At 32.5% G+C, this 19,282-nt stretch carries 20 protein-coding genes; 13 read left to right on the forward strand and 7 right to left on the reverse strand.

Going from position 1 to position 19,282, the window contains the following annotated elements; genetic code table 11:
- Positions 1-6: 6 nt before the first annotated feature.
- The gene (locus tag BC961_RS09250) at positions 7-705 is read right to left on the reverse strand and encodes a DUF1003 domain-containing protein (RefSeq protein ID WP_121925555.1); all 699 of its coding nucleotides are present in this window, start codon (positions 703-705) and stop codon (positions 7-9) included.
- Between the two features lie 286 nt (positions 706-991).
- On the opposite strand from BC961_RS09250, the gene cysM reads away from it, so the two are divergent.
- Positions 992-1,879 carry a cysteine synthase CysM gene (gene cysM / locus BC961_RS09255; RefSeq protein ID WP_121925556.1) on the forward strand — a complete coding sequence of 296 codons (888 nt, stop codon included), beginning with the start codon at positions 992-994 and terminating at the stop codon, positions 1,877-1,879.
- Between the two features lie 75 nt (positions 1,880-1,954).
- Here the strand turns inward: cysM and BC961_RS09260 are convergent, their stop codons facing one another.
- Positions 1,955-2,365: an OsmC family protein gene (locus tag BC961_RS09260; protein WP_121925557.1), complete on the reverse strand. Its 411-nt coding sequence runs from the start codon at positions 2,363-2,365 to the stop codon at positions 1,955-1,957.
- 199 nt (positions 2,366-2,564) lie between these two features.
- On the reverse strand, positions 2,565-3,620 hold the full coding sequence (locus BC961_RS09265; RefSeq protein WP_121925558.1) for a sensor histidine kinase: 1,056 nt from the start codon (positions 3,618-3,620) through the stop codon (positions 2,565-2,567).
- 195 nt (positions 3,621-3,815) lie between these two features.
- Here BC961_RS09265 and BC961_RS09270 point away from each other — a divergent pair, with 195 nt between their 5' ends.
- From BC961_RS09270 to BC961_RS09290, 5 genes are all read left to right on the forward strand, one after another.
- Positions 3,816-4,460 carry an SGNH/GDSL hydrolase family protein gene (locus BC961_RS09270; protein WP_121925559.1) on the forward strand — a complete coding sequence of 215 codons (645 nt, stop codon included), beginning with the start codon at positions 3,816-3,818 and terminating at the stop codon, positions 4,458-4,460.
- Between the two features lie 282 nt (positions 4,461-4,742).
- Positions 4,743-6,044, forward strand: a complete 1,302-nt coding sequence (locus BC961_RS09275) for a mechanosensitive ion channel family protein (RefSeq protein WP_121925560.1) — start codon at positions 4,743-4,745, stop codon at positions 6,042-6,044.
- Positions 6,045-6,343: 299 nt separating this feature from the next.
- Positions 6,344-7,759, forward strand: a complete 1,416-nt coding sequence (gene rlmD, locus BC961_RS09280) for a 23S rRNA (uracil(1939)-C(5))-methyltransferase RlmD (protein ID WP_121925561.1) — start codon at positions 6,344-6,346, stop codon at positions 7,757-7,759.
- Positions 7,760-7,846: 87 nt separating this feature from the next.
- Entirely contained in the window at positions 7,847-8,368 is a 522-nt protein-coding gene (locus BC961_RS09285) for a DUF6452 family protein (protein ID WP_121925562.1), read from the forward strand.
- Entirely contained in the window at positions 8,340-9,203 is an 864-nt protein-coding gene (locus BC961_RS09290) for a DUF6048 family protein (RefSeq protein ID WP_121925563.1), read from the forward strand. The genes BC961_RS09285 and BC961_RS09290 overlap by 29 nt, the downstream gene beginning before the upstream one ends.
- Positions 9,204-9,300: 97 nt before the next feature.
- Here the strand turns inward: BC961_RS09290 and BC961_RS09295 are convergent, their stop codons facing one another.
- Both BC961_RS09295 and BC961_RS09300 read right to left on the reverse strand, forming a co-directional pair.
- Positions 9,301-9,537: a hypothetical protein gene (locus BC961_RS09295; RefSeq protein ID WP_121925564.1), complete on the reverse strand. Its 237-nt coding sequence runs from the start codon at positions 9,535-9,537 to the stop codon at positions 9,301-9,303.
- 42 nt (positions 9,538-9,579) lie between these two features.
- Positions 9,580-10,761, reverse strand: a complete 1,182-nt coding sequence (locus BC961_RS09300) for a THUMP domain-containing class I SAM-dependent RNA methyltransferase (RefSeq protein WP_121925565.1) — start codon at positions 10,759-10,761, stop codon at positions 9,580-9,582.
- Between the two features lie 203 nt (positions 10,762-10,964).
- On the opposite strand from BC961_RS09300, the gene BC961_RS09305 reads away from it, so the two are divergent.
- From BC961_RS09305 to BC961_RS09335, 7 genes are all read left to right on the forward strand, one after another.
- Complete coding sequence (locus BC961_RS09305; protein WP_121925566.1) at positions 10,965-11,729, forward strand: class I SAM-dependent methyltransferase; 765 nt, start codon at positions 10,965-10,967, stop codon at positions 11,727-11,729.
- Positions 11,729-12,424 (forward strand): ZIP family metal transporter, encoded by a 696-nt coding sequence (locus BC961_RS09310; protein ID WP_121925567.1) that lies wholly within the window; start codon positions 11,729-11,731, stop codon positions 12,422-12,424. Before BC961_RS09305 ends, BC961_RS09310 begins: the two co-directional genes overlap by 1 nt.
- A gap of 161 nt (positions 12,425-12,585) precedes the next feature.
- A complete protein-coding gene (gene murQ / locus BC961_RS09315) occupies positions 12,586-13,410 on the forward strand; it encodes an N-acetylmuramic acid 6-phosphate etherase (RefSeq protein WP_121925568.1) in 825 nt (274 codons plus the stop codon).
- A 25-nt stretch (positions 13,411-13,435) separates the two neighbouring features.
- Entirely contained in the window at positions 13,436-13,657 is a 222-nt protein-coding gene (locus BC961_RS09320; RefSeq protein ID WP_121925705.1) for a DUF6095 family protein, read from the forward strand.
- Positions 13,657-14,229: a pentapeptide repeat-containing protein gene (locus BC961_RS09325; protein WP_121925569.1), complete on the forward strand. Its 573-nt coding sequence runs from the start codon at positions 13,657-13,659 to the stop codon at positions 14,227-14,229. Before BC961_RS09320 ends, BC961_RS09325 begins: the two co-directional genes overlap by 1 nt.
- Positions 14,230-14,238: 9 nt before the next feature.
- Positions 14,239-14,613, forward strand: coding sequence for a DNA topoisomerase IV (locus BC961_RS09330; RefSeq protein WP_121925570.1), 375 nt, complete (start codon positions 14,239-14,241; stop codon positions 14,611-14,613).
- A gap of 35 nt (positions 14,614-14,648) precedes the next feature.
- Positions 14,649-15,419 (forward strand): TerC family protein, encoded by a 771-nt coding sequence (locus tag BC961_RS09335; protein WP_121925571.1) that lies wholly within the window; start codon positions 14,649-14,651, stop codon positions 15,417-15,419.
- Between the two features lie 41 nt (positions 15,420-15,460).
- Here BC961_RS09335 and BC961_RS09340 read toward each other — a convergent pair whose 3' ends face one another.
- A complete protein-coding gene (locus BC961_RS09340) occupies positions 15,461-18,163 on the reverse strand; it encodes a DNA gyrase/topoisomerase IV subunit A (RefSeq protein WP_121925572.1) in 2,703 nt (900 codons plus the stop codon).
- Between the two features lie 53 nt (positions 18,164-18,216).
- Positions 18,217-19,278, reverse strand: coding sequence for a PDDEXK nuclease domain-containing protein (locus BC961_RS09345; RefSeq protein WP_121925573.1), 1,062 nt, complete (start codon positions 19,276-19,278; stop codon positions 18,217-18,219).
- Between the last annotated feature and the right edge of the window lie 4 nt (positions 19,279-19,282).

The raw sequence follows: 19,282 nt of genomic DNA on the forward strand, positions 1-19,282 counted from the left end.
AAAAACTTATTTAATTCTAGATAAAATGTCGTTCATCATTTCGATTTGTACTTTTTGAATTTCGATCAATTCTTCTTGCTGATGCATAATTAAATGATCCAGTTTTTCATGTAGCATCCTTATTTCCAATTCCGATTTTAAGTTGATCATATAATCTTTCTTGGCTCTTTCTCTATCTTTCTCTTCTTGGCGATTTTGACTCATCATAATCACTGGTGCTTGAAGTGCCGCTAAACATGATAATATTAAATTCAGCAAAATGAAAGGATAAGGATCAAAACCTTTATCTAAAAGAGTGTAGATGTTTGCCAAAATCCACAATAAAATAAAAATACCAAACATTATGATAAATTTCCAGCTTCCGCCAAAAGCAGCTACTGTATCAGCAACTTTTTGTCCTATGGTTCTATAACCTATTTCGTCTTCTACAGTATTAACTAATGACACATCCGCCTTTAGCGAACCAATTACTTTATTTTCCAAGTTTGAAAACTCCCCTATTTCAACCGATAGATAATTAGAAATATATTTCTCTCTATACATATTAAGTTCTTCAATAGAAAGAAATTTATTTTCATCAAAATCAGGATAATCCGCTTGTATCAGCGTAAAAATAGGGTCGCGTACAGTTTTTGCAGAAATTCTGTCGGAAATAGGAAATTCCTTTTTAGAAACATCACTTATAAAAGTTGAGTCATTTTTCATAGTAGTTCATTTATTGGCTAATTTTAAGAGAACCATATTAGTAAGTTATCTTATAAATACTAAATGTATAAATTATTACGAGAAATAATTTAAATAATAATGGAGGAAATTTTTCTGTATATATTCTTTAATCCCATTCCATGTTTTCCAAATTACTTCAATACCTTTGTTTTAAGCGTTATGAATAGATAAGTGAAGTAATTTAACTGAAAATTATTAGTAATAATAGCTGGAATTATTGAGAGTTTAGTAATGCAATTATCAAATTGAAATTAAAGAGAATACGATGAAATCGCAAAAAATAATTGACTTAATTGGTAATACTCCTTTAGTGGAATCTACCAAATTGGTAAAAAATAAAAATGTAAAACTTCTATTAAAATTAGAGGGAAATAATCCTGGAGGAAGTGTAAAAGATCGAGCTGCTTATTTCATGATCAAATCGGCAATGGAAAGAGGCGAAATCAAAAAAGGTGATAAACTAATAGAAGCTACAAGCGGAAATACAGGTATTGCGCTAGCGATGATAGCCCAATTATTCAACATAGAGATAGAATTAGTATTACCTGAAGATTCGACTAAGGAACGCACCCAAACAATGCGAGCTTACGGCGCTACAGTTATCTTGACACCTGCTAGTACAGGAATCATTGGATCGAGAGACTATGCAGATAAAAAAGTAGCTGAAGGTGGTTACATTATGCTGAATCAATTTGCAAATGATGACAATTGGAAAGCACATTATAATACAACCGGTCCAGAAGTGTGGAAAGATACTGATGGAACTGTAACTCATTTTGTGGCAGCGATGGGAACAACCGGAACAATTATAGGAACTTCGACCTATCTAAAAGAACAAAATTCTAATATTCAAATCGTAGGAGCTCAACCTAGTGATGGATCTCAAATTCCAGGAATTAGAAAATGGCCTCAAGAATATTTGCCAAAAATATTTGACGCATCAAAAGTAGACACAATAATAGAAGTTTCAGAAAAAGAAGCTCGTGCGATGACAAAACGATTAGCGCTGGAGGAAGGTATATTTGCTGGAATGAGTAGCGGCGGATCAGTTGCTGCTGCTATCAAAATAGCAAATACTCTAGAATCAGGAGTGATAGTTGCTATTATTTGCGACCGCGGTGACCGTTATTTATCTTCAGACCTGTTTGATTAACTTTAATCCTTAAGTTGAAAACAAAAAAGCTTGGTTTTAGTAAAACCAAGCTTTTTTTATAATAAAAATTTAAATTTATTTCAATGTTGCAGTTGTAGAAATTTCTGCATTTAATAATTTCGAAATAGGACAGTTTTTCTCTGCTTTTGTAACTTGCTGCTGAAATGCTTCATCAGAAATTCCTTTTACACTAGCATTAACAGTCAAATGTGAACTAATAACTGTAAAATCTACTAAATCAATATCACATTTTGTTTCAATACTTCCTACTTCAAAACCTTCTTCAGTTAAATAAGCGGAAAGCTGCATCGTAAAACATCCTGCATGCGCTGCGGCTATTAGCTCCTCTGGATTTGTACCAACACCCTCTTCAAAGCGTGATTTAAATGAATATTGTGTATCCTGTAAAGTTGTACTTTGGGTACTTATTTTTCCGTCTCCTTCTTTTAATGAACCATTCCAAACTGCTGTTGCATTTCTTTTCATAATAACTTTATTTTTAAATGAATTAACTTAAATGTATTGTTGGTATAAATTTAGATTCTAAAAAGATTGTGAACATTTTTTTGCTTAAAGTAAAAAAACATAACCCTTAAAAATCTATCTTCTCTCAAATTTAGCTCATTTAATCCTACTTTTCTTTTAAAAACACGCTTTTTAACGAAATTTTAAAGTATAATTACACTTATTTCATATTATTAAAAAGTATAGAAAAAGTTGATCCTAAATTGACTCCAGCACTATCTAAGGTCAAATTTCCTTGATATTTCTCAACTATTTTTTTACATAAGTACAATCCAATTCCAGTTGAAGGTTCGTTTGAAGTACCAACCCTACTTCTAGTGGTAAACTTTCTATACAGCTCTTCTTTATATTTTCGGTCAAAACCAATCCCGGAATCAGAAACTACAAGTCCAATTTTACCATCAATCATACTTGCTTTAAATTGGATTTTGCTTTCTGGGTAAGAAAACTTTATCGCGTTATCAATCAAGTTTACCAAAACTCTAACCAACAAATCCTCTTCGATTGTTAAAAGCACTTCGTCAATTTCGAAAATAGGGGTTAAGTGTATTTTTTTCGAAATTAATTTTGGAGCGGCTTGTATAAGTACAATATCAAAAATTGAGCGCAAATTGATAGTATTCACCTTTAAGGGACGATTTAAAAGTTCTTCCTCATCTTTCATTAGTTTTATAAAAATTTCTATAAAAACAAACTGCTGGGTAGTACTCTTTTTAATTAATTGAGCATATTCTTGCACTGTTTCTGAAGGATTTTCATCCAAAATAAGTTCGGCCAAACCTTGCGAATTTCCAGTGAAGTTTTTAAAGTCGTGTGAAAGCAAATAAATTAGATCTTGATTATCATTTAAAGATCGCTCATTCTCTAGAATCGATTTTTGAATATTGCACATTAGTAAACCTGCTTCATCAGTAAAACCTACGGGCAAAGATGGAACTTCTCGCTCATTTCTGTAGTTATCTAGAGCTTTAGAGGCAATTTCAATTGGCTTAATTAAATGCTTTAAAAAATATAATGTAGCGGCACTCGCGATCAATGTCATAACGAGCGCCACAATTAATATTGTATTTGCCGAAATATTATTACTGCCATAAAGCACATAAAATAGCATTCCTATTAGCGGAATGTGGATTCCAATAAATGCCACAAAAAGAAATTTAAAAGCATAGCTCTTTTTTAAAAAACTAATTGTAGATAATTTCTGATATAATTTCATTCTACTTCTTTTTTCGTAAATATAGAGATAAACTATATACGATACATGCCTATTTAGCTACATTTATAAACTGTTTAACATTGTTTGAATTTATTTTTTTGACGCTACAATAACTACGATCTTCATCGAAAAATATAATTTAAAAATTAAGTTTAAACGGAATTAAAAAAAATATAATTTTCAAACTTCGATACTATGGCAGATAACTTTCAGAGTCAAGATTGGCCCAACCTAAAGAAATATAGAGAAAAGAATAGTATTCTTCCGCTCCTTAAGCAAGAAGATGAACGAGTTATCTTTTTTGGGGACTCTATAACTGAATTTTGGAGTACTGTCGATCCCAATTTTTTTGCCGACAAAAAATACGTTAATCGGGGAATTAGTGGACAAACAACACCACAAATGCTGATTCGTTTTAGAGCCGATGTCATCGCTTTAAAACCTACTGTAGTTGTAATTCTCGCAGGTATAAATGACATTGCTGGAAATACCGGTTTCTCAACTATTGCAATGATTACTGATAATATTTTCTCAATGATTGATATCGCTAAAGCAAATAAAATAAAAGTTATTCTTTGTTCGGTTTTGCCGGCTTTTGATTTTCACTGGAGACCAAATCAAGAACCAATTGAGAAAATAAAAACACTGAACGAGATTCTTAAAGATTATGCTTTTGCAAATAAAATTGAATTCATTGATTATTACAGTTCTATGGTAGACGATTGTCAGGGACTTAAAAAAGAATTATCTGATGATGGCGTGCATCCCAATAAAAGTGGATACCAAGTTATGCAACCACTTGCTGAGAAAGCAATTATGTTAGCTTTGAGTAGAAAATAAAACATCTTTTTCAATACGATAAAAGTATCAACTTCTTTTCACATCTATATTGAAGGCGTTAGTATAAAAATCTAAACTTATAATAAAATACATTGCAAATTATCAAAACTATTTTTTGAAATGGTTTTGATACGTAAATTTTATATTATTTAACCTCATAATAATTCTAACAATTTTTTACATCATAAAATGTACTTTAATGTTAAGTTAAAGCCAATACTCTCGATCTACCGCTCGCTTGAATTTTGAATGTTACCTTTGCTATAAATCATAGCAAAAACAATGAATTCACTTATTAAAATACAATTCCTTATAAAGTTTGACACCAAATGGTTAACTGATTATTTTAACATCGAACCTAAAGTTGCTGTTTATATTTCTATTCCTATACTACTTTTTGGACTACTAATCATTTGCTACATTTCTTGGTTGATAACTAAAAAATTAATTGTTACATCAATTAATAGACTTTTTGTAAAGACTAAAATTACGTGGGATGATATCTTAATTCAGAAAAAAATATTTGATAAACTTGCTTTCATTATCCCAGCAGAAATTGTCATTTTCACTTTGCCCTCTATATTAGCGGACTACCCTACAATTTCAAAGTATATAGTTACATTCACTACGATGGTCGTTTTGCTAGTAATTATTTGGACCGTTATTGCGTTGCTAGCTGTAATCAATGAAATCATGTCTAAATCATTGATTTTTAAAGACAAACCCATTACTAGCTACATTCAAGTTCTTAATATTGTAGTTTATTTTATAGGAGGCATTTTAATTCTATCTCTAATGTTAGGTAAAAGTCCACTATACTTTCTTGGAGCTATGGGAGCTATGACTGCTATTTTATTATTAATTTTCAAAGACACAATCTTAGGTTTTGTCGCTAGTGTACAAATGTCGGTTTATGATATGGTACGTGTTGGAGACTGGATTGCTATGCCAAAATATGATGCAGATGGTGATGTAATGTCTATTAATTTATCCACAGTCAAAATTCAAAACTGGGATAAAACGATAACTACAATTCCAACATATGCATTTATCAATGATTCCTTCAAGAACTGGCGTGGAATGAGCAATTCAGGGGGACGAAGAATAAAAAGATCAATATATCTTAAGGTAAGTAGCTTTTGTTTCTGTGATAAAGAAATGCTTACTGAATTCAAAAAATACGCGCTCATCAAAGAGTACATCATTAAAAAAGAAGAAGAAATAAAGAAATGCAATTCTTCGCTGTTTAATGAAGATTCTGATGAAGTTAATTTTAAAAGTCTTACAAATATTGGTATTTTTAGAATTTATGCTGAAAATTACATTCTTTCAAATCCACATATTAATTGCGAAATGGCAACTATGGTGAGACAACTCGATCCTACTTCTCAAGGAATGCCGTTAGAAATATATTGTTTTACGCATGATAAGGAATGGGCAAAGCACGAAGCAGTAAAATCAGATATTTTTGATCATTTATTAACCATTGCTTCTCAATTCCAACTGGAAGTTTTTGAAGAGCCTTCTGGAAGAGATTTTAGAAGTTTGAGTGCCATAACTATTCAAAAACCAATTTTAAATTAAAGTATAATTATCACTTACTTCATAAAATTTAAAGTTGGAAATATAGATTGTGTCTAAAAATTGTTTGAAAGCACAATCCCTGCCCCTGATTGCAGTGGAAAAACTCCATTAATTAAAGCTTTGCAACTCTTGTTAGTAAAGAGCGACCAGTGGAAGCTCCTTTACTGACGTAGCGTTGCAGCTTAAATTAATGAAGATTTGTAGCGGAAAGCAGGATAAGGCCCAAATAAAAATACTACTTTTTGAAAATAGTTGACATTTTGAATTTATAAAACCAATCAAAGGCTTATTTTTGCGCCATGGCTAAGAAAAATACAGACAAAGTTGTCTTTCATCAAATAAAAGTCCTTGATGCTGGTGCAAAAGGCGTTTCGGTAGCAAAGGCTCCCGATGGAAAAGTAGTTTTTATTCCTAATGTCGTTCCTGGCGACGTAGTGGACGTGCAAACGTTTAAAAAACGTAAAGCATATTACGAAGGAAAAGCAATTCATTTTCATGAATATTCTGAGCATAGAATCGAACCTATTTGCGAACATTTTGGTGTTTGTGGTGGTTGTAAATGGCAGAATATGAAGTACAGCCAACAGTTGTACTATAAACAAAATGAAGTATTAAATCATTTACAACGCATAGGGAAAGTAGAACTTCCTGAATTTGAGCCAATTTTAGGTTCCGAAAAACAGTTTTTCTACAGAAATAAGATGGAATTTTCGTTTTCTAATAGCCGTTGGTTAACAGAAGCTGAGATTGGAAGTACTGAAGATTTAGGAAATAGAAATGCGCTAGGTTTCCATATTCCGAAAATGTGGGATAAAATTCTAGACATCAATAAATGTCATTTACAAGAAGATCCTTCTAATGCAATTAGAAACGAAGTTCGTTCTTTTGCAAATGAGCATGGCTTAACTTTTTTTAATCCAAGAGCGCATGAAGGTTTGTTACGAACTTTAATGTTGCGAACATCTTCCACTGGTGAAATCATGGTATTGATTCAGTTTTTTGAAAATGATAAAGCTAATAGAGAATTACTTTTAAATCATATCTACGAGAAATTCCCGCAAATTACTTCTTTACAATACGTGATAAACAGCAAAGCAAACGATACTTTGTATGATACTGATATTAAATTATACAAAGGAAGAGATTACATTTTAGAAGAAATGGAAGGTTTAAAATTTAGTATTAATGCTAAATCTTTCTATCAAACCAATTCTGATCAAGCATACGAATTATACAAAATAACAAGAGATTTTGCTGGATTAACAGGAAATGAAATTGTTTACGATTTATACACTGGAACGGGAACTATTGCTCAGTTTGTATCTAAAAAAGCTAAGAAAGTAATAGGTGTCGAAAGTGTTCCAGAAGCGATCAAAGATGCTAAGTTAAATGCAGAACGCAATGAAATTACAAATTGCGAGTTCTATGTAGGTGATATGAAAGTCGTATTTAACGATGATTTTATTGCACAACACGGACATCCTGATGTTATTATCACAGATCCACCAAGAGACGGAATGCATAAAGATGTTATTGAACAAATTATGAAGATTGCTCCTGAAAAAGTGGTTTACGTAAGTTGTAACTCTGCTACACAAGCGCGCGATTTAGCGTTAATGGATGAGAAATATAAAGTAACCAGAGTGCGTCCTGTTGATATGTTTCCGCAAACGCATCACGTTGAAAATGTAGTGCTTTTAGAGAGAAGAAAATAGTTGGCAGTGCTCAGCAACAGTATTCAGTTTCAACAATCTGAACACTAATTATTGAACACTTAACACTGAACACTGAACGTTTAATTTATGAAAAAAATAATTTTATTTCTATTTGTTTTAGCGCTATCTTTTTCTGGTTGTGAGAAAGATGATATTTGTGATGCAAATACACCTACGACACCAAGATTAGTGATTGGGTTTTATGATTTTCTAAATCCTTCATTATTGAAAAACGTAACCGATTTAAAAGTTATAGGAGATGGAATGGCAAAAGGTGTTCTTTTTAATGGAGCAGAAACGACTAATGCAAATACGATTTCAATTCCATTAAAAACTGTTGGAACGACTACAACTTATCGATTAACATTGAATTCAGGTAATTCAAACGCGGCATTGGTTGATGAGGATATTATTAAATTTGATTATACTACAAAGGAAGTTTTTGTATCAAGAGCTTGTGGCTACAAATCAATTTTCACTTTAGACCCAACGACTCCTTACACGCATACAGACCCAATTGCTGCTAATCAAAAGTGGATCAAATTTATATCAGTGGAAAAAAATAATATAGAAAACGAAAATGAAACACACATTAAAATCTTTTTTTAGTTTTTTTCTCGTTCTATCGATCACTTTGGCGCAAGCACAAGAAACTACTCCAAAACCGAAACAAGAAAAAACAAATCCTACAGAAATTAGTAAAAGTAAAACTAGTGATGATAGTCAGCAAATTCCTGATGCACCTTTAACTTTAGTCAACCTTGAGCCTATTGTAAAAAAGAGCGATTCTATTCCTGTAAAAACTGATCGTTATGGTGTACGAGTTGGAGTTGATATTTATAAACTTACTCGTGCTTTATATGATAAAAATTACAAGGGAATTGAATTAGTGGGTGATTACCGACTCACGAAAAAATATTTTCTAGCTGCCGAATTAGGGAACGAAAATAAAACCACTGATGATGATCGTGTAAATTTTACGACAAAAGGTTCCTATATCAAAGCTGGTTTTGATTACAACGCTTACGAAAACTGGCTAGACATGGAAAACATTATTTCTATTGGTCTTCGATATGGTTTTAGTACATTCAATCAACAATTGAATAGCTATAAAGTTTATAATTCAAATCCATATTTTGGAGAAATTCCTGTTATCGCTTCTGGTAAAAAATTTGATGGATTATCCGCGAGTTGGATTGAAGTCGTAGCTGGAGTAAAAGCTAAAGTTTTTAATAATGTTTTTATGGGTTTCAGTTTGAGATTAAACCGATTGATAACAAACAAAGAACCAGAAAATTTTTCGAACCTATATATTCCTGGATTTAATAGAACTTACGATGGTAGTTTTGGAGTCGGTTTTAACTATACTGTTACCTACTTCGTTCCTATTTATAAAAAGAAAGTAAAACCAGCTATTAATATCAAAACTGAAAAGGCTAAATAGTAATTTTACTTATAAAATGTAATAGTGTAAAAAAAATGAGATGACTTCTTTGCGAAATCATCTCATTTTTTTTTGAAGCTATTTTTAATGTAAAAAATTAACCTATTTCCCGAACACCTTTCATAAAAATCCACTTCATGTAAAACTTCTCTCCATCTTTGGTTTTCAATGCATGAAATTTTGGAGATAAAAGTGTTCCTATGACAAAAGCCGTTAGCGGAATCCAAAATCCAGTTAGATTTGTATATCTTCCCACGAGATATCTTGCAGAAATAAATAATATTGCGAAACACCCTAATTGGTATATAAAAGCTCTTATTTGTAATTTAGTCATTATATCAGTTCTTATGTTGAATAGTCGAAATAGGATAAATAATTATTCTTTTTCGATGTCTTCGTTTACAGGATTAAACTTTGTTCTCTTACTTCCTTCATACATCGCGTATTTCACTAATCTTGCTTCTAAGCCTGCGTTGAAAAGTTTGATTTTTCTGGAAGGTTTTAAACCAACATATTTAAGTGCTTCTAAGTTTGCAGTAATCATCCAAGCATTTGTTCCCGGATAATTTTTCTTCAAAGTGTCACCTATGTTTTTGTAAAACTCTTCCATGTGAATATCCAATCGCTCATCATAAGGTGGATTAAAAACTAAATGTAATTTACCTTCAGTCGATTTTTCAGTATCAAAGAAATTATTCTCTTCGATAGTAATATAATCTTCAAGATTAGCGTTTTTGATATTGTCTTTTGCTTTTTGAACTGCACTTGGTGCCTTGTCATATCCTTTTATAGTATGATGAAATTCGCGTACGCGTTTCAACAAACTATCTGAAATAGCATCAAACAAATTATTATCCCAATCATTCCATTTTTCGAATGCAAATTCCTTACGATTAATATTTGCAGGGATATTACAAGCAATCATTGCTGCTTCAGCAAGAAAAGTTCCTGAACCACACATTGGATCTAAAAAATCAGTTTGTCCATCCCAACCAGAAAGCAATAAAATTCCAGCGGCTAATACTTCGTTTATAGGTGCAATATTTGTTGCTGTTCTATAACCACGTTGATTCAAAGCATTTCCAGAAGTATCTAATGCAACTGAAACTTGGTCTTTATCAATATGAATATTAATACGTAGATCAGGATGTACTTTATCAATGCTTGGACGCTGACCTGTTCTTTCTCTAAACTGATCCACGATAGCGTCTTTACATTTTTGAGATACAAATTCGGAGTGATTAAAGTATTCAGAATGTACAGTGGTATCAATTACAAAAGTTTGGTTTGCACCAATCAATTTTGACCAGTTTACACCTGATATTCCCTTGTATAAAGCTTGTTCATTATTAGCCTTAAAAAAATAAATAGGCTTTAGGATTTTTAAAGCTGTACGCAAAGCTAAATTTGCTTTATACATAAAACCTTTATCGCCTTTAAAACTTACCATTCGTACACCTTGCTCGACGTTTTGCGCGCCTAACATTTGCAATTCTTTTGCTAATATCTCTTCAAAACCAAAAAAGGTTTTGGCAACCATTCTAAAATTATCTTCCATCTTTATATAAATTCCAACAAGTAAATTTCACTTAAACTCGATTTAAAAAACATTTCTAGACAATACATTTTAAGTTAGAATTGCTACCTAAACAATTCTTAAAAAAATATCTGCCATTGTTCTGTTTGTATCGCAGTGAAATAGTTCTTTTTCTGCAAAAATACACTAAATTTGCATCAATCGAATTAATTGAAAAAGAATAAATGTCTGAAGCTCAAAAACTGTCAACTGAAAATTTAGTAAAACCACCAGAAAAGTGGTATTCTTCATGGTTTGACACGCCGTATTATCATATACTTTATAAAGAACGCAACTATAGAGAAGCGCAAATTTTCATGGATAACTTGACACATTATCTCAATCTTCCAGAGAAAGCAAAAGTTTTAGATTTAGCTTGCGGGAAAGGTCGTCACTCTATCTATTTAAACCAGTTAGGCTTTGATGTGTTAGGTGCTGATCTATCAGAAAACAGCATCGCTGAAGCTAATAAAAACGCTAATGAGACCTTGCATTTTAAAGTTCATGACATGCGTGAACCTTTTGAAGAGAAATACGATGCTATATTCAACTTGTTTACTAGTTTTGGTTATTTCGAAAATGATGAGGACAACTTAACTACTTTAAAAGCAATTAAGGAAAGTCTATCTGAATATGGTTTTGCAGCAATTGATTTTATGAATGTGAATCAAGTGATCGACACTTTAGTTCCTGAAGAAATCAAAACGGTAGAAGATATTGAATTCCACATAAAGCGTTACGAGAAAGACGGTCATATTTACAAGGAAATCGATTTTGAAGACAAGGGAGAAAAGTTTCACTACACTGAAAAAGTGAAAGCATTGACGCTTCAAGATTTTGAGGAGATGATGGAGGATGCAGGAATCTATCTTTTGGATATCTTCGGTGATTACAAATTAAAGAAATATCATAAAACAGAAAGCGAGCGATTAATTATGATTTTTAAGTAATGAATTATATTTTACCCTTACTTTCCGTACTACTCGGATATATAATAGCTTTGGTTTTAAAACCAAAGAATAAAACCAATCTCAAATTATTACTCGCCTTTAGTGGATCGTTTTTACTTTCGCTAACGGTAATGCATCTATTGCCAGAAGTTTACGCGGATCACGAACATGCAATCGGCGAAAGTCAAAGCAATAACGCGGGGATTTTCATCATGTTAGGTATATTGTTCCAAATCATTTTAGAGTTTTTCTCTAAAGGTGCTGAGCACGGTCACGTGCATGGAAAACCTAATATGTCGCATATTCCTTGGCTGTTATTTATCAGTTTGTGCATCCACGCTTTTCTAGAAGGATTTCCTGTTGGCCACGATCACGGCAAATTAGCGCTAGGAATCGCGATTCACCACCTTCCCATCGCAATAATTTTGACAACTTTTTTTATCAATTCTAATTTGAATAAGAAAGCAATTTTCTTCTTTATGTTAACGTTTGCAGTAATGACTCCTTTAGGAACTTTAGCGTCAGACTATTTAACAGGATTAGACGAATATCATAGCCAAATAACGGCAGTAGTAATTGGAATTTTATTTCACATTTCATCTACAATCATTTTTGAAAGTAGTGAAGGACACAAATTTAATATAGCTAAAGTTTCCATGATAGTAATTGGAATTGTATTGGCATATTTTTTATAATTAATAATTTGGGCGTGTTCGCAAGGGCGAACCGGGCTATAAGTTACAATCTTTATTATTTCGCTATCGCTACATAATAAAGGATTTTCACAACTATCCCTCACGCAAAAAAATAAGAACAGAACATAAATTGCGTTCTAAAAATTTTAACAGCATTAAAAATGACATTTACTAAAACGACCGAGCAATCTTCAAAATACGAAAACTTAGAGCAAATGTCGGTTTCAAGCTTGCTTTCGAATATTAATAACGAAGATAAAACGGTTCCATTAGCAGTCGAAAAAGCATTGCCACAAATTGAGCAATTAATAAATGCTATTATTCCTAAAATGAAGTTGGGAGGTAGATTATTTTATATTGGCGCTGGAACTTCGGGACGATTAGGAATTCTTGACGCTTCTGAATGTCCACCTACTTTTGGTGTTCCTTTCGATTTGGTAATCGGTATTATTGCCGGCGGAGATACAGCCATTCGTAAAGCTGTGGAAAACGCAGAAGATGATACAACTCAAGCTTGGAATGATCTAAAAGCATATAATATAAATGAAAATGATGTAGTTGTCGGAATAGCTGCATCAGGAACAACTCCTTACGTAATTGCTGGATTAGAAGAATGTAACAACCATAATATTATAACGGGAAGTATCTCTTGTAATGAAGGTAGTCCACTTTCATTAACCTCAAAATATCCAATAGATGTAGTTGTAGGACCAGAATTTGTAACTGGAAGCTCAAGGATGAAAGCAGGAACTGCCCAGAAATTAGTGCTTAATATGATTACAACAGCTACGATGGTTCAGCTAGGTAAGGTAAAGGGGAATAAAATGGTTGATATGCAACTTAGTAATAGCAAACTTGTAGATCGCGGCGTGAAAATGATAATGGAGGAAATTGATGTGTCTTACGTAGAAGCTAGCGATTTACTGCAAACACATGGAAGTGTTAGAAAAGCGGTTGACTTTTTTAACCTTAGTACAATTAAATAAAGTTGATTCTAATTTTAAATTAAAAATGGCAACGAACAAAGAACTTTTAAACAAAGGAATTAAATATCTAGGAGGTGCTTTACCACTGCTCTTCATTGGTCCGGCGGTAATCTACAATGCCTTTATGAATAAAGATAATGTTTGGCATTATTTGGTATTAGCATTTGGTATTATATTTTGCATTGCTGGCGTTTACCTCGCTTTTTTAGGTTTAAAAATAATTATGAAAAGTTTATTCAACGATTAATGGAAGAGCTAATACATATTCAAAAAACTTTTGAGAAAGTAGATTGGATTGACAAAAGGATAAGTAATAGAGAATTTGAGGACTGCACTTTTAAAAACTGTGACTTTTCCAACAGTGATTTTTCGAATAATATTTTTATGGATTGCGAGTTTATCGACTGTAATTTATCAATGATTGATTTCACTTCGACAAGTCTTAAATCAGTTTGTTTCAAGAATTGTAAGTTATTAGGAATTCATTTCAACAAATGCACTGATTTCTTATTCACTGTATCGTTTCAAGATTGCATTTTAGATTATGCATCTTTCGCCAATAAAAAAATGCCTAAAACAAAATTCAACTCGTGTTCCATTAAAGAAGCTTCTTTTAATGGTGCAAATTTGACCAACTCTGTCTTTGATAACTGCAATTTAGATAGCGCTATTTTCAACGACACACAATTGGCAGCAGTTAATTTTACAACAGCTTATAATTATAAGATAGATCCAGAAGATAATCCGATGAGAAAAGCTAAATTCTCTGTGCAAGGAATACCTGGGCTTTTAGAGAAATATGATATCAAAATACAATAATAAATTACTATGAAAAAAATATTTTTACTACCCCTGATTTTACTTTTGTTTTCTTGCTATGATCAAGAACGTAACTGCAAAGACTTCAAAACTGGAAAATTCAAGTTTGAACACATGGTTGATGGTGTTAAAAAAACTACGGTATTCGAACGCAATGAAAGTATCGAAATTGAAACTTATGAAGGCAAGACAGATACTGCCTCTATAAGATGGATTAGCGATTGTGAATATGTGTTGAACAAACTACACCCAAAAAATATGGCTGAAGAAAAAGCTATCGCAATGAAGATTTTAACAACGACAAAAGATACTTACGCATTTGAGTTTGGAATAGTTGGTTCTGATACAAAGCAAAGAGGAACTGTAACTAAAATCTCTGAATAAAATTTTAAACCTTAATTAATAAAAATAGTAAATAGATGGAAGTATTTTTAAATCCAGATGCATGGATTGCGTTGTTAACTTTAACTTTTCTCGAAATTATTTTGGGAATTGACAATATCATTTTTATCTCAATTGTAACAGGTAAATTACCAGAAGAAAAGCGTAAAAAAGCAACCCAAATTGGTTTGTTTTTAGCTATGTTCATGCGTATTGCCCTGCTTTTTGGAATTACGCTTTTAATTGCAATGAAAGAACCCTTTTTTAGTGTAAACTGGACTTGGTTTAGTGCAGATTTTACTGGTCAAGCAATTATATTATTCCTTGGAGGATTGTTTTTAATTTATAAAAGTACCAAAGAAATTCATGAAAAAGTGGATCATACTGGGGAAGAAGAAAAAAATTTAAAAACAACTGCAGCAAAATCTTTTGGTAATGTAATATTCCAAATTTTATTGATTGACCTTATATTTTCAGTAGATAGTATTTTAACTGCTGTAGGAATGACTAATGGTGTTGAAGGAGCTTTATACATTATGGTTACGGCAGTTGTTATATCTGTAGGAGTCATGATGCTTTTTGCTGTTCCTGTTGGGAATTTTGTGAATGCAAACCCATCAATTCAAATTTTAGGATTAGCGTTCTTAATTCTAATTGGATTTATGTTGATTACGGAAAGTATGCACTTGTCTAACGCGGCTTTAGTTGGTGAACACGTTGGTGCGGTACCAAAAGGATATTTATATTTTGCCATTGCCTTTTCATTAGGAGTTGAATTCCTGAATATGAAAATGCGAAAGAAAAACTAATTACACTTCAAAAAAAATAGCGCTCGATGAGCGCTATTTTTTTATTCTAAACTTAAAGTTATTTGACCATCATCATCTAACTGAATACCTGACTCGTCAATATCTTCTATTGGTGTTGGTTCAGGAATAACTTCAACTGGAAGGTCGTAATGCAAAGGCTCCAGCAAGTTTACTTGTTTTAACTTATCGGTTGTCAATTGATTTCCTAATGCTTTAAAACCTTTGATAGCAATATAGGATTCAATATCTACAGTCATGCTTTCTTTTTGAACCCCTTTTACTTTTGGGAAAACTAACTCAGCAACTGGACGATAATCGGTTGAAACGATTTCTAAATGAGAATTAGGATGTTCCGTGATGAAACTCTCTTCCTTATTTTCTGTTTCAATCAAAAAGCGTTTTATATAATAACGTTCTTTTTCACCTTCGTAATAAATTGCGGAAATTGGCTTTTTTGGAACCCATTTTTCAAGCACAATCATATCTTCGTCAAAGTGCGTCGCTAATTCTGGAGTAATCACTTTTAGTTTTCCTGTTTGCGAGATAATCAAGATTTTATCACTTGGTCTAAATTCGCCAAGTAATTCTCCTCTTCCATCCACATTTAAACGTTGTACTGTATCGTCAAACCAGACCTTGCGAGGTAATAAAGTAGAAATTCCTTTCTCTTTTAATTCGATTTTTTTGATAGGATATTTAGTAACCAAATTCCCTTTTGAACTTCTACCTTTTATCGCAAGATTAGCAAAATCAATATCGAATTTTAGTTTTTTAACCGTTCCTATTTGGCGTAGTAAAATCGTAATTACCTCCGCTTCTCCATTTGGATTACACGAAAAATACACTACTTGCGATCCAGCTGTTTCATTGGTTAAATCGTAGGCTTTATCACGTGTAACTCCGGAAACATTAAAACGTTTTATATAAGAAGGACCTGATTTACCATCACGGTAAATCATATTATAAATGGTTCGCTTGTCGCTTTTATCAAAAATGGCAATGTGAATAATGTCTTTACCCACAAAGGTTTTTGCATCAACCTTGGTAATCATCATTTTACCATCACGAAGAAAAACAATCACATCATCAATATCAGAACAGTCCGTAACATATTGATCTTTTTTCAAACTTGTTCCTACAAAACCTTCTTCTTTATTTACATACAATTTCGTATTTCTTAATACTACTTTTGTAGCTTCGATATCATCAAAAATACGAAGTTCAGTTTGACGTTCTCTGCCTTTTCCGTACTTCTCTTTTAGTTTGGCAAAATAAGCAATAGCAAAATCAATCAGATGCTCTAAATGATGTTTCACTTGTTCGATGTCACCTTCTAGCGCTTCAATTTTATCTTGTGCTTTATTACTGTCAAATTTAGAGATACGCATGATTCGGATATCCAATAAACGTAGAATATCATCTTCGGTTACGGCACGTTTTAAATGCTGAATATGCGGTTTTAAACCATCGTCAACCGCTTTTATAACAGTTTCACGAGTAGTCATTTCCTCAATGTCACGGTAAATTTTATTCTCTATAAAAATACGTTCTAATGAAAGAAAATGCCATTGCTCCTCTAATTCACTTAATTGAATTTCGAGTTCGCTTTTTAGTAACTGTACCGTTCTATTTGTTGAAATGCGCAACATATCAGAAACACCTACAAATAGTGGTTTGTTATCCTCAATAACACAACCCAAAGGCGCTACCGAAGTTTCACAAGCCGTAAAAGCAAACAAAGCATCAATAGTTTTATCAGGAGAAACTCCCGGAAAAAGGTGTATTAATATCTCAACTTCTGCAGCTGTATTATCTTCAATTTTCTTGATTTTGATTTTGCCTTTATCATTGGCTTTCAAAATACTATCAATCAAAGTAGTAGTATTTGTAGAAAACGGAATTTGGGTAATTACCAATGTATTCTTGTCGAGTTGCGCAATTTTAGCACGAACACGAACACGTCCGCCTCGTAAACCATCATTATAATTAGATATATCAGCAATTCCTTGTGTCATGAAATCAGGATACAAGGTAAAAGGCTTCCCTTTCAATATTTTGATAGAAGAGTCAATTAGCTCATTAAAGTTATGAGGCAATACTTTCATCGAAAGTCCAACCGCAATTCCTTCAGCACCTTGTGCTAAAAGTAATGGGAATTTTACTGGAAGATTGTTAGGCTCAGCACGACGACCGTCATACGAAACTCCCCAATCGGTAATTTTTGGAGAATATAAAACCTCCAAAGCAAATTTAGACAATCGTGCTTCGATGTAACGAGAAGCTGCTGCGCCGTCACCTGTTAGGATATTTCCCCAGTTCCCTTGACAATCGATCAGCAATTCTTTTTGGCCTATTTGTACCATTGCGTCACCAATACTCTGATCCCCGTGAGGATGGTATTGCATGGTGTGACCAACAACGTTTGCCACTTTATTATACCGACCATCATCCAACTCTTTCAGTGAATGCATGATTCTACGCTGTACTGGTTTGAAACCATCCTCAATCGCAGGAACGGCTCGCTCCAAAATTACATAAGAGGCATAATCCAGAAACCAGTCTTTATACATTCCCGTAACTTTGGTAATGGTATCGTTTCCGTCTTCTTGATTATCGTAAAAATGCTGTCCGCCTGAAGTTATGATATCGTCAAATCCCTCCTCGTTTGATTCGTTAGAATCATTCATTTCGTTTTGCGATTCGTCTTCGTTTGGTATGATGTTATCTTCGTCTTCGTCTTTCATAAAAATGCTTAAAACTCAAATTATGGCGCTATAATAACTCCATTTAAATTCTTCTATATTTGTTCAATCAAATGGATCAATTCCTCTTTACTTGGCAACACCATTTTATATTTACTAGCAAAAATTTGTTCATTATTTTCAGGTAATGTGTATTCTACTACTAAATCACTTTTATTCTGACAAAGAACTAATCCAATTGTTTTGTTCTCTTCTTCTAAACGCATTTCTCTGTCATAATAATTCACATACATTTGCATTTGACCTAAATCCTGATGTTTTAATTCTCCTATTTTTAAATCTATAAGAACAAAACATTTTAATATTCGGTTATAAAAAACCAAATCGATTCTAAAATGTTTATCATCAAAACTGATTCTTTTTTGTCTGGCAACAAACGTAAAACCATTCCCTAATTCTAACAGAAAGTGTTCTAATTTATTGATAATTTCTTCTTCAAGTTCATTTTCTGAATATTGATTTAACTCCGGCAAACCAAGAAATTCAAGAATGTAAGGATCTTTGATTATATCTTTTGGCTTCTCTATAATTTGTCCTTGTTGAGCAAGTTTCAAAATCCCTTCCTTATCTCTGCTTAAAGACAATCTGGTATATAAAGCAGTATCATATTGTCGCTTTAATTCCCGAACACTCCAGCTATTTTTTGCAGTTTCGATTTCATAAAAACTTCTTTCATTAGAATCATCAATGCGAATTAGAAAAATATAATGAGACCAAGTCAATTTAAAAATAGGAGATACTATTTCGGTTATTTGTGAAGTAACAGACTCTACGTGAGGAATTTCGTTTTCAGAAATACTAGACACTGTCTCGTAAATTGAATAAACAGAAAACAATTTTCTCATGTTTTGTAAATTATCCACCGAAAACCCCTTTCCAAACTCGTGATTCAGCTCTTTTGAAAGTCCTTTTAATAATTGCTTGCCGTATTCTGCTCTATCTTTTCCATTTTGTTCTTCTTCAACAATCATTCGGCCAATCTCATAATAAGTATAAACCATAGTTTGATTTACAGCTCGTACTACTTGTTGCTTTGATTGCTGCAGCAAATCAACAACTTGAGAGAATAGCGCATTATTTTGAAGATTTTCTAACATCAAT

This window comes from Flavobacterium weaverense (genome assembly GCF_003688495.1).
Classification (GTDB): domain Bacteria; phylum Bacteroidota; class Bacteroidia; order Flavobacteriales; family Flavobacteriaceae; genus Flavobacterium; species Flavobacterium weaverense.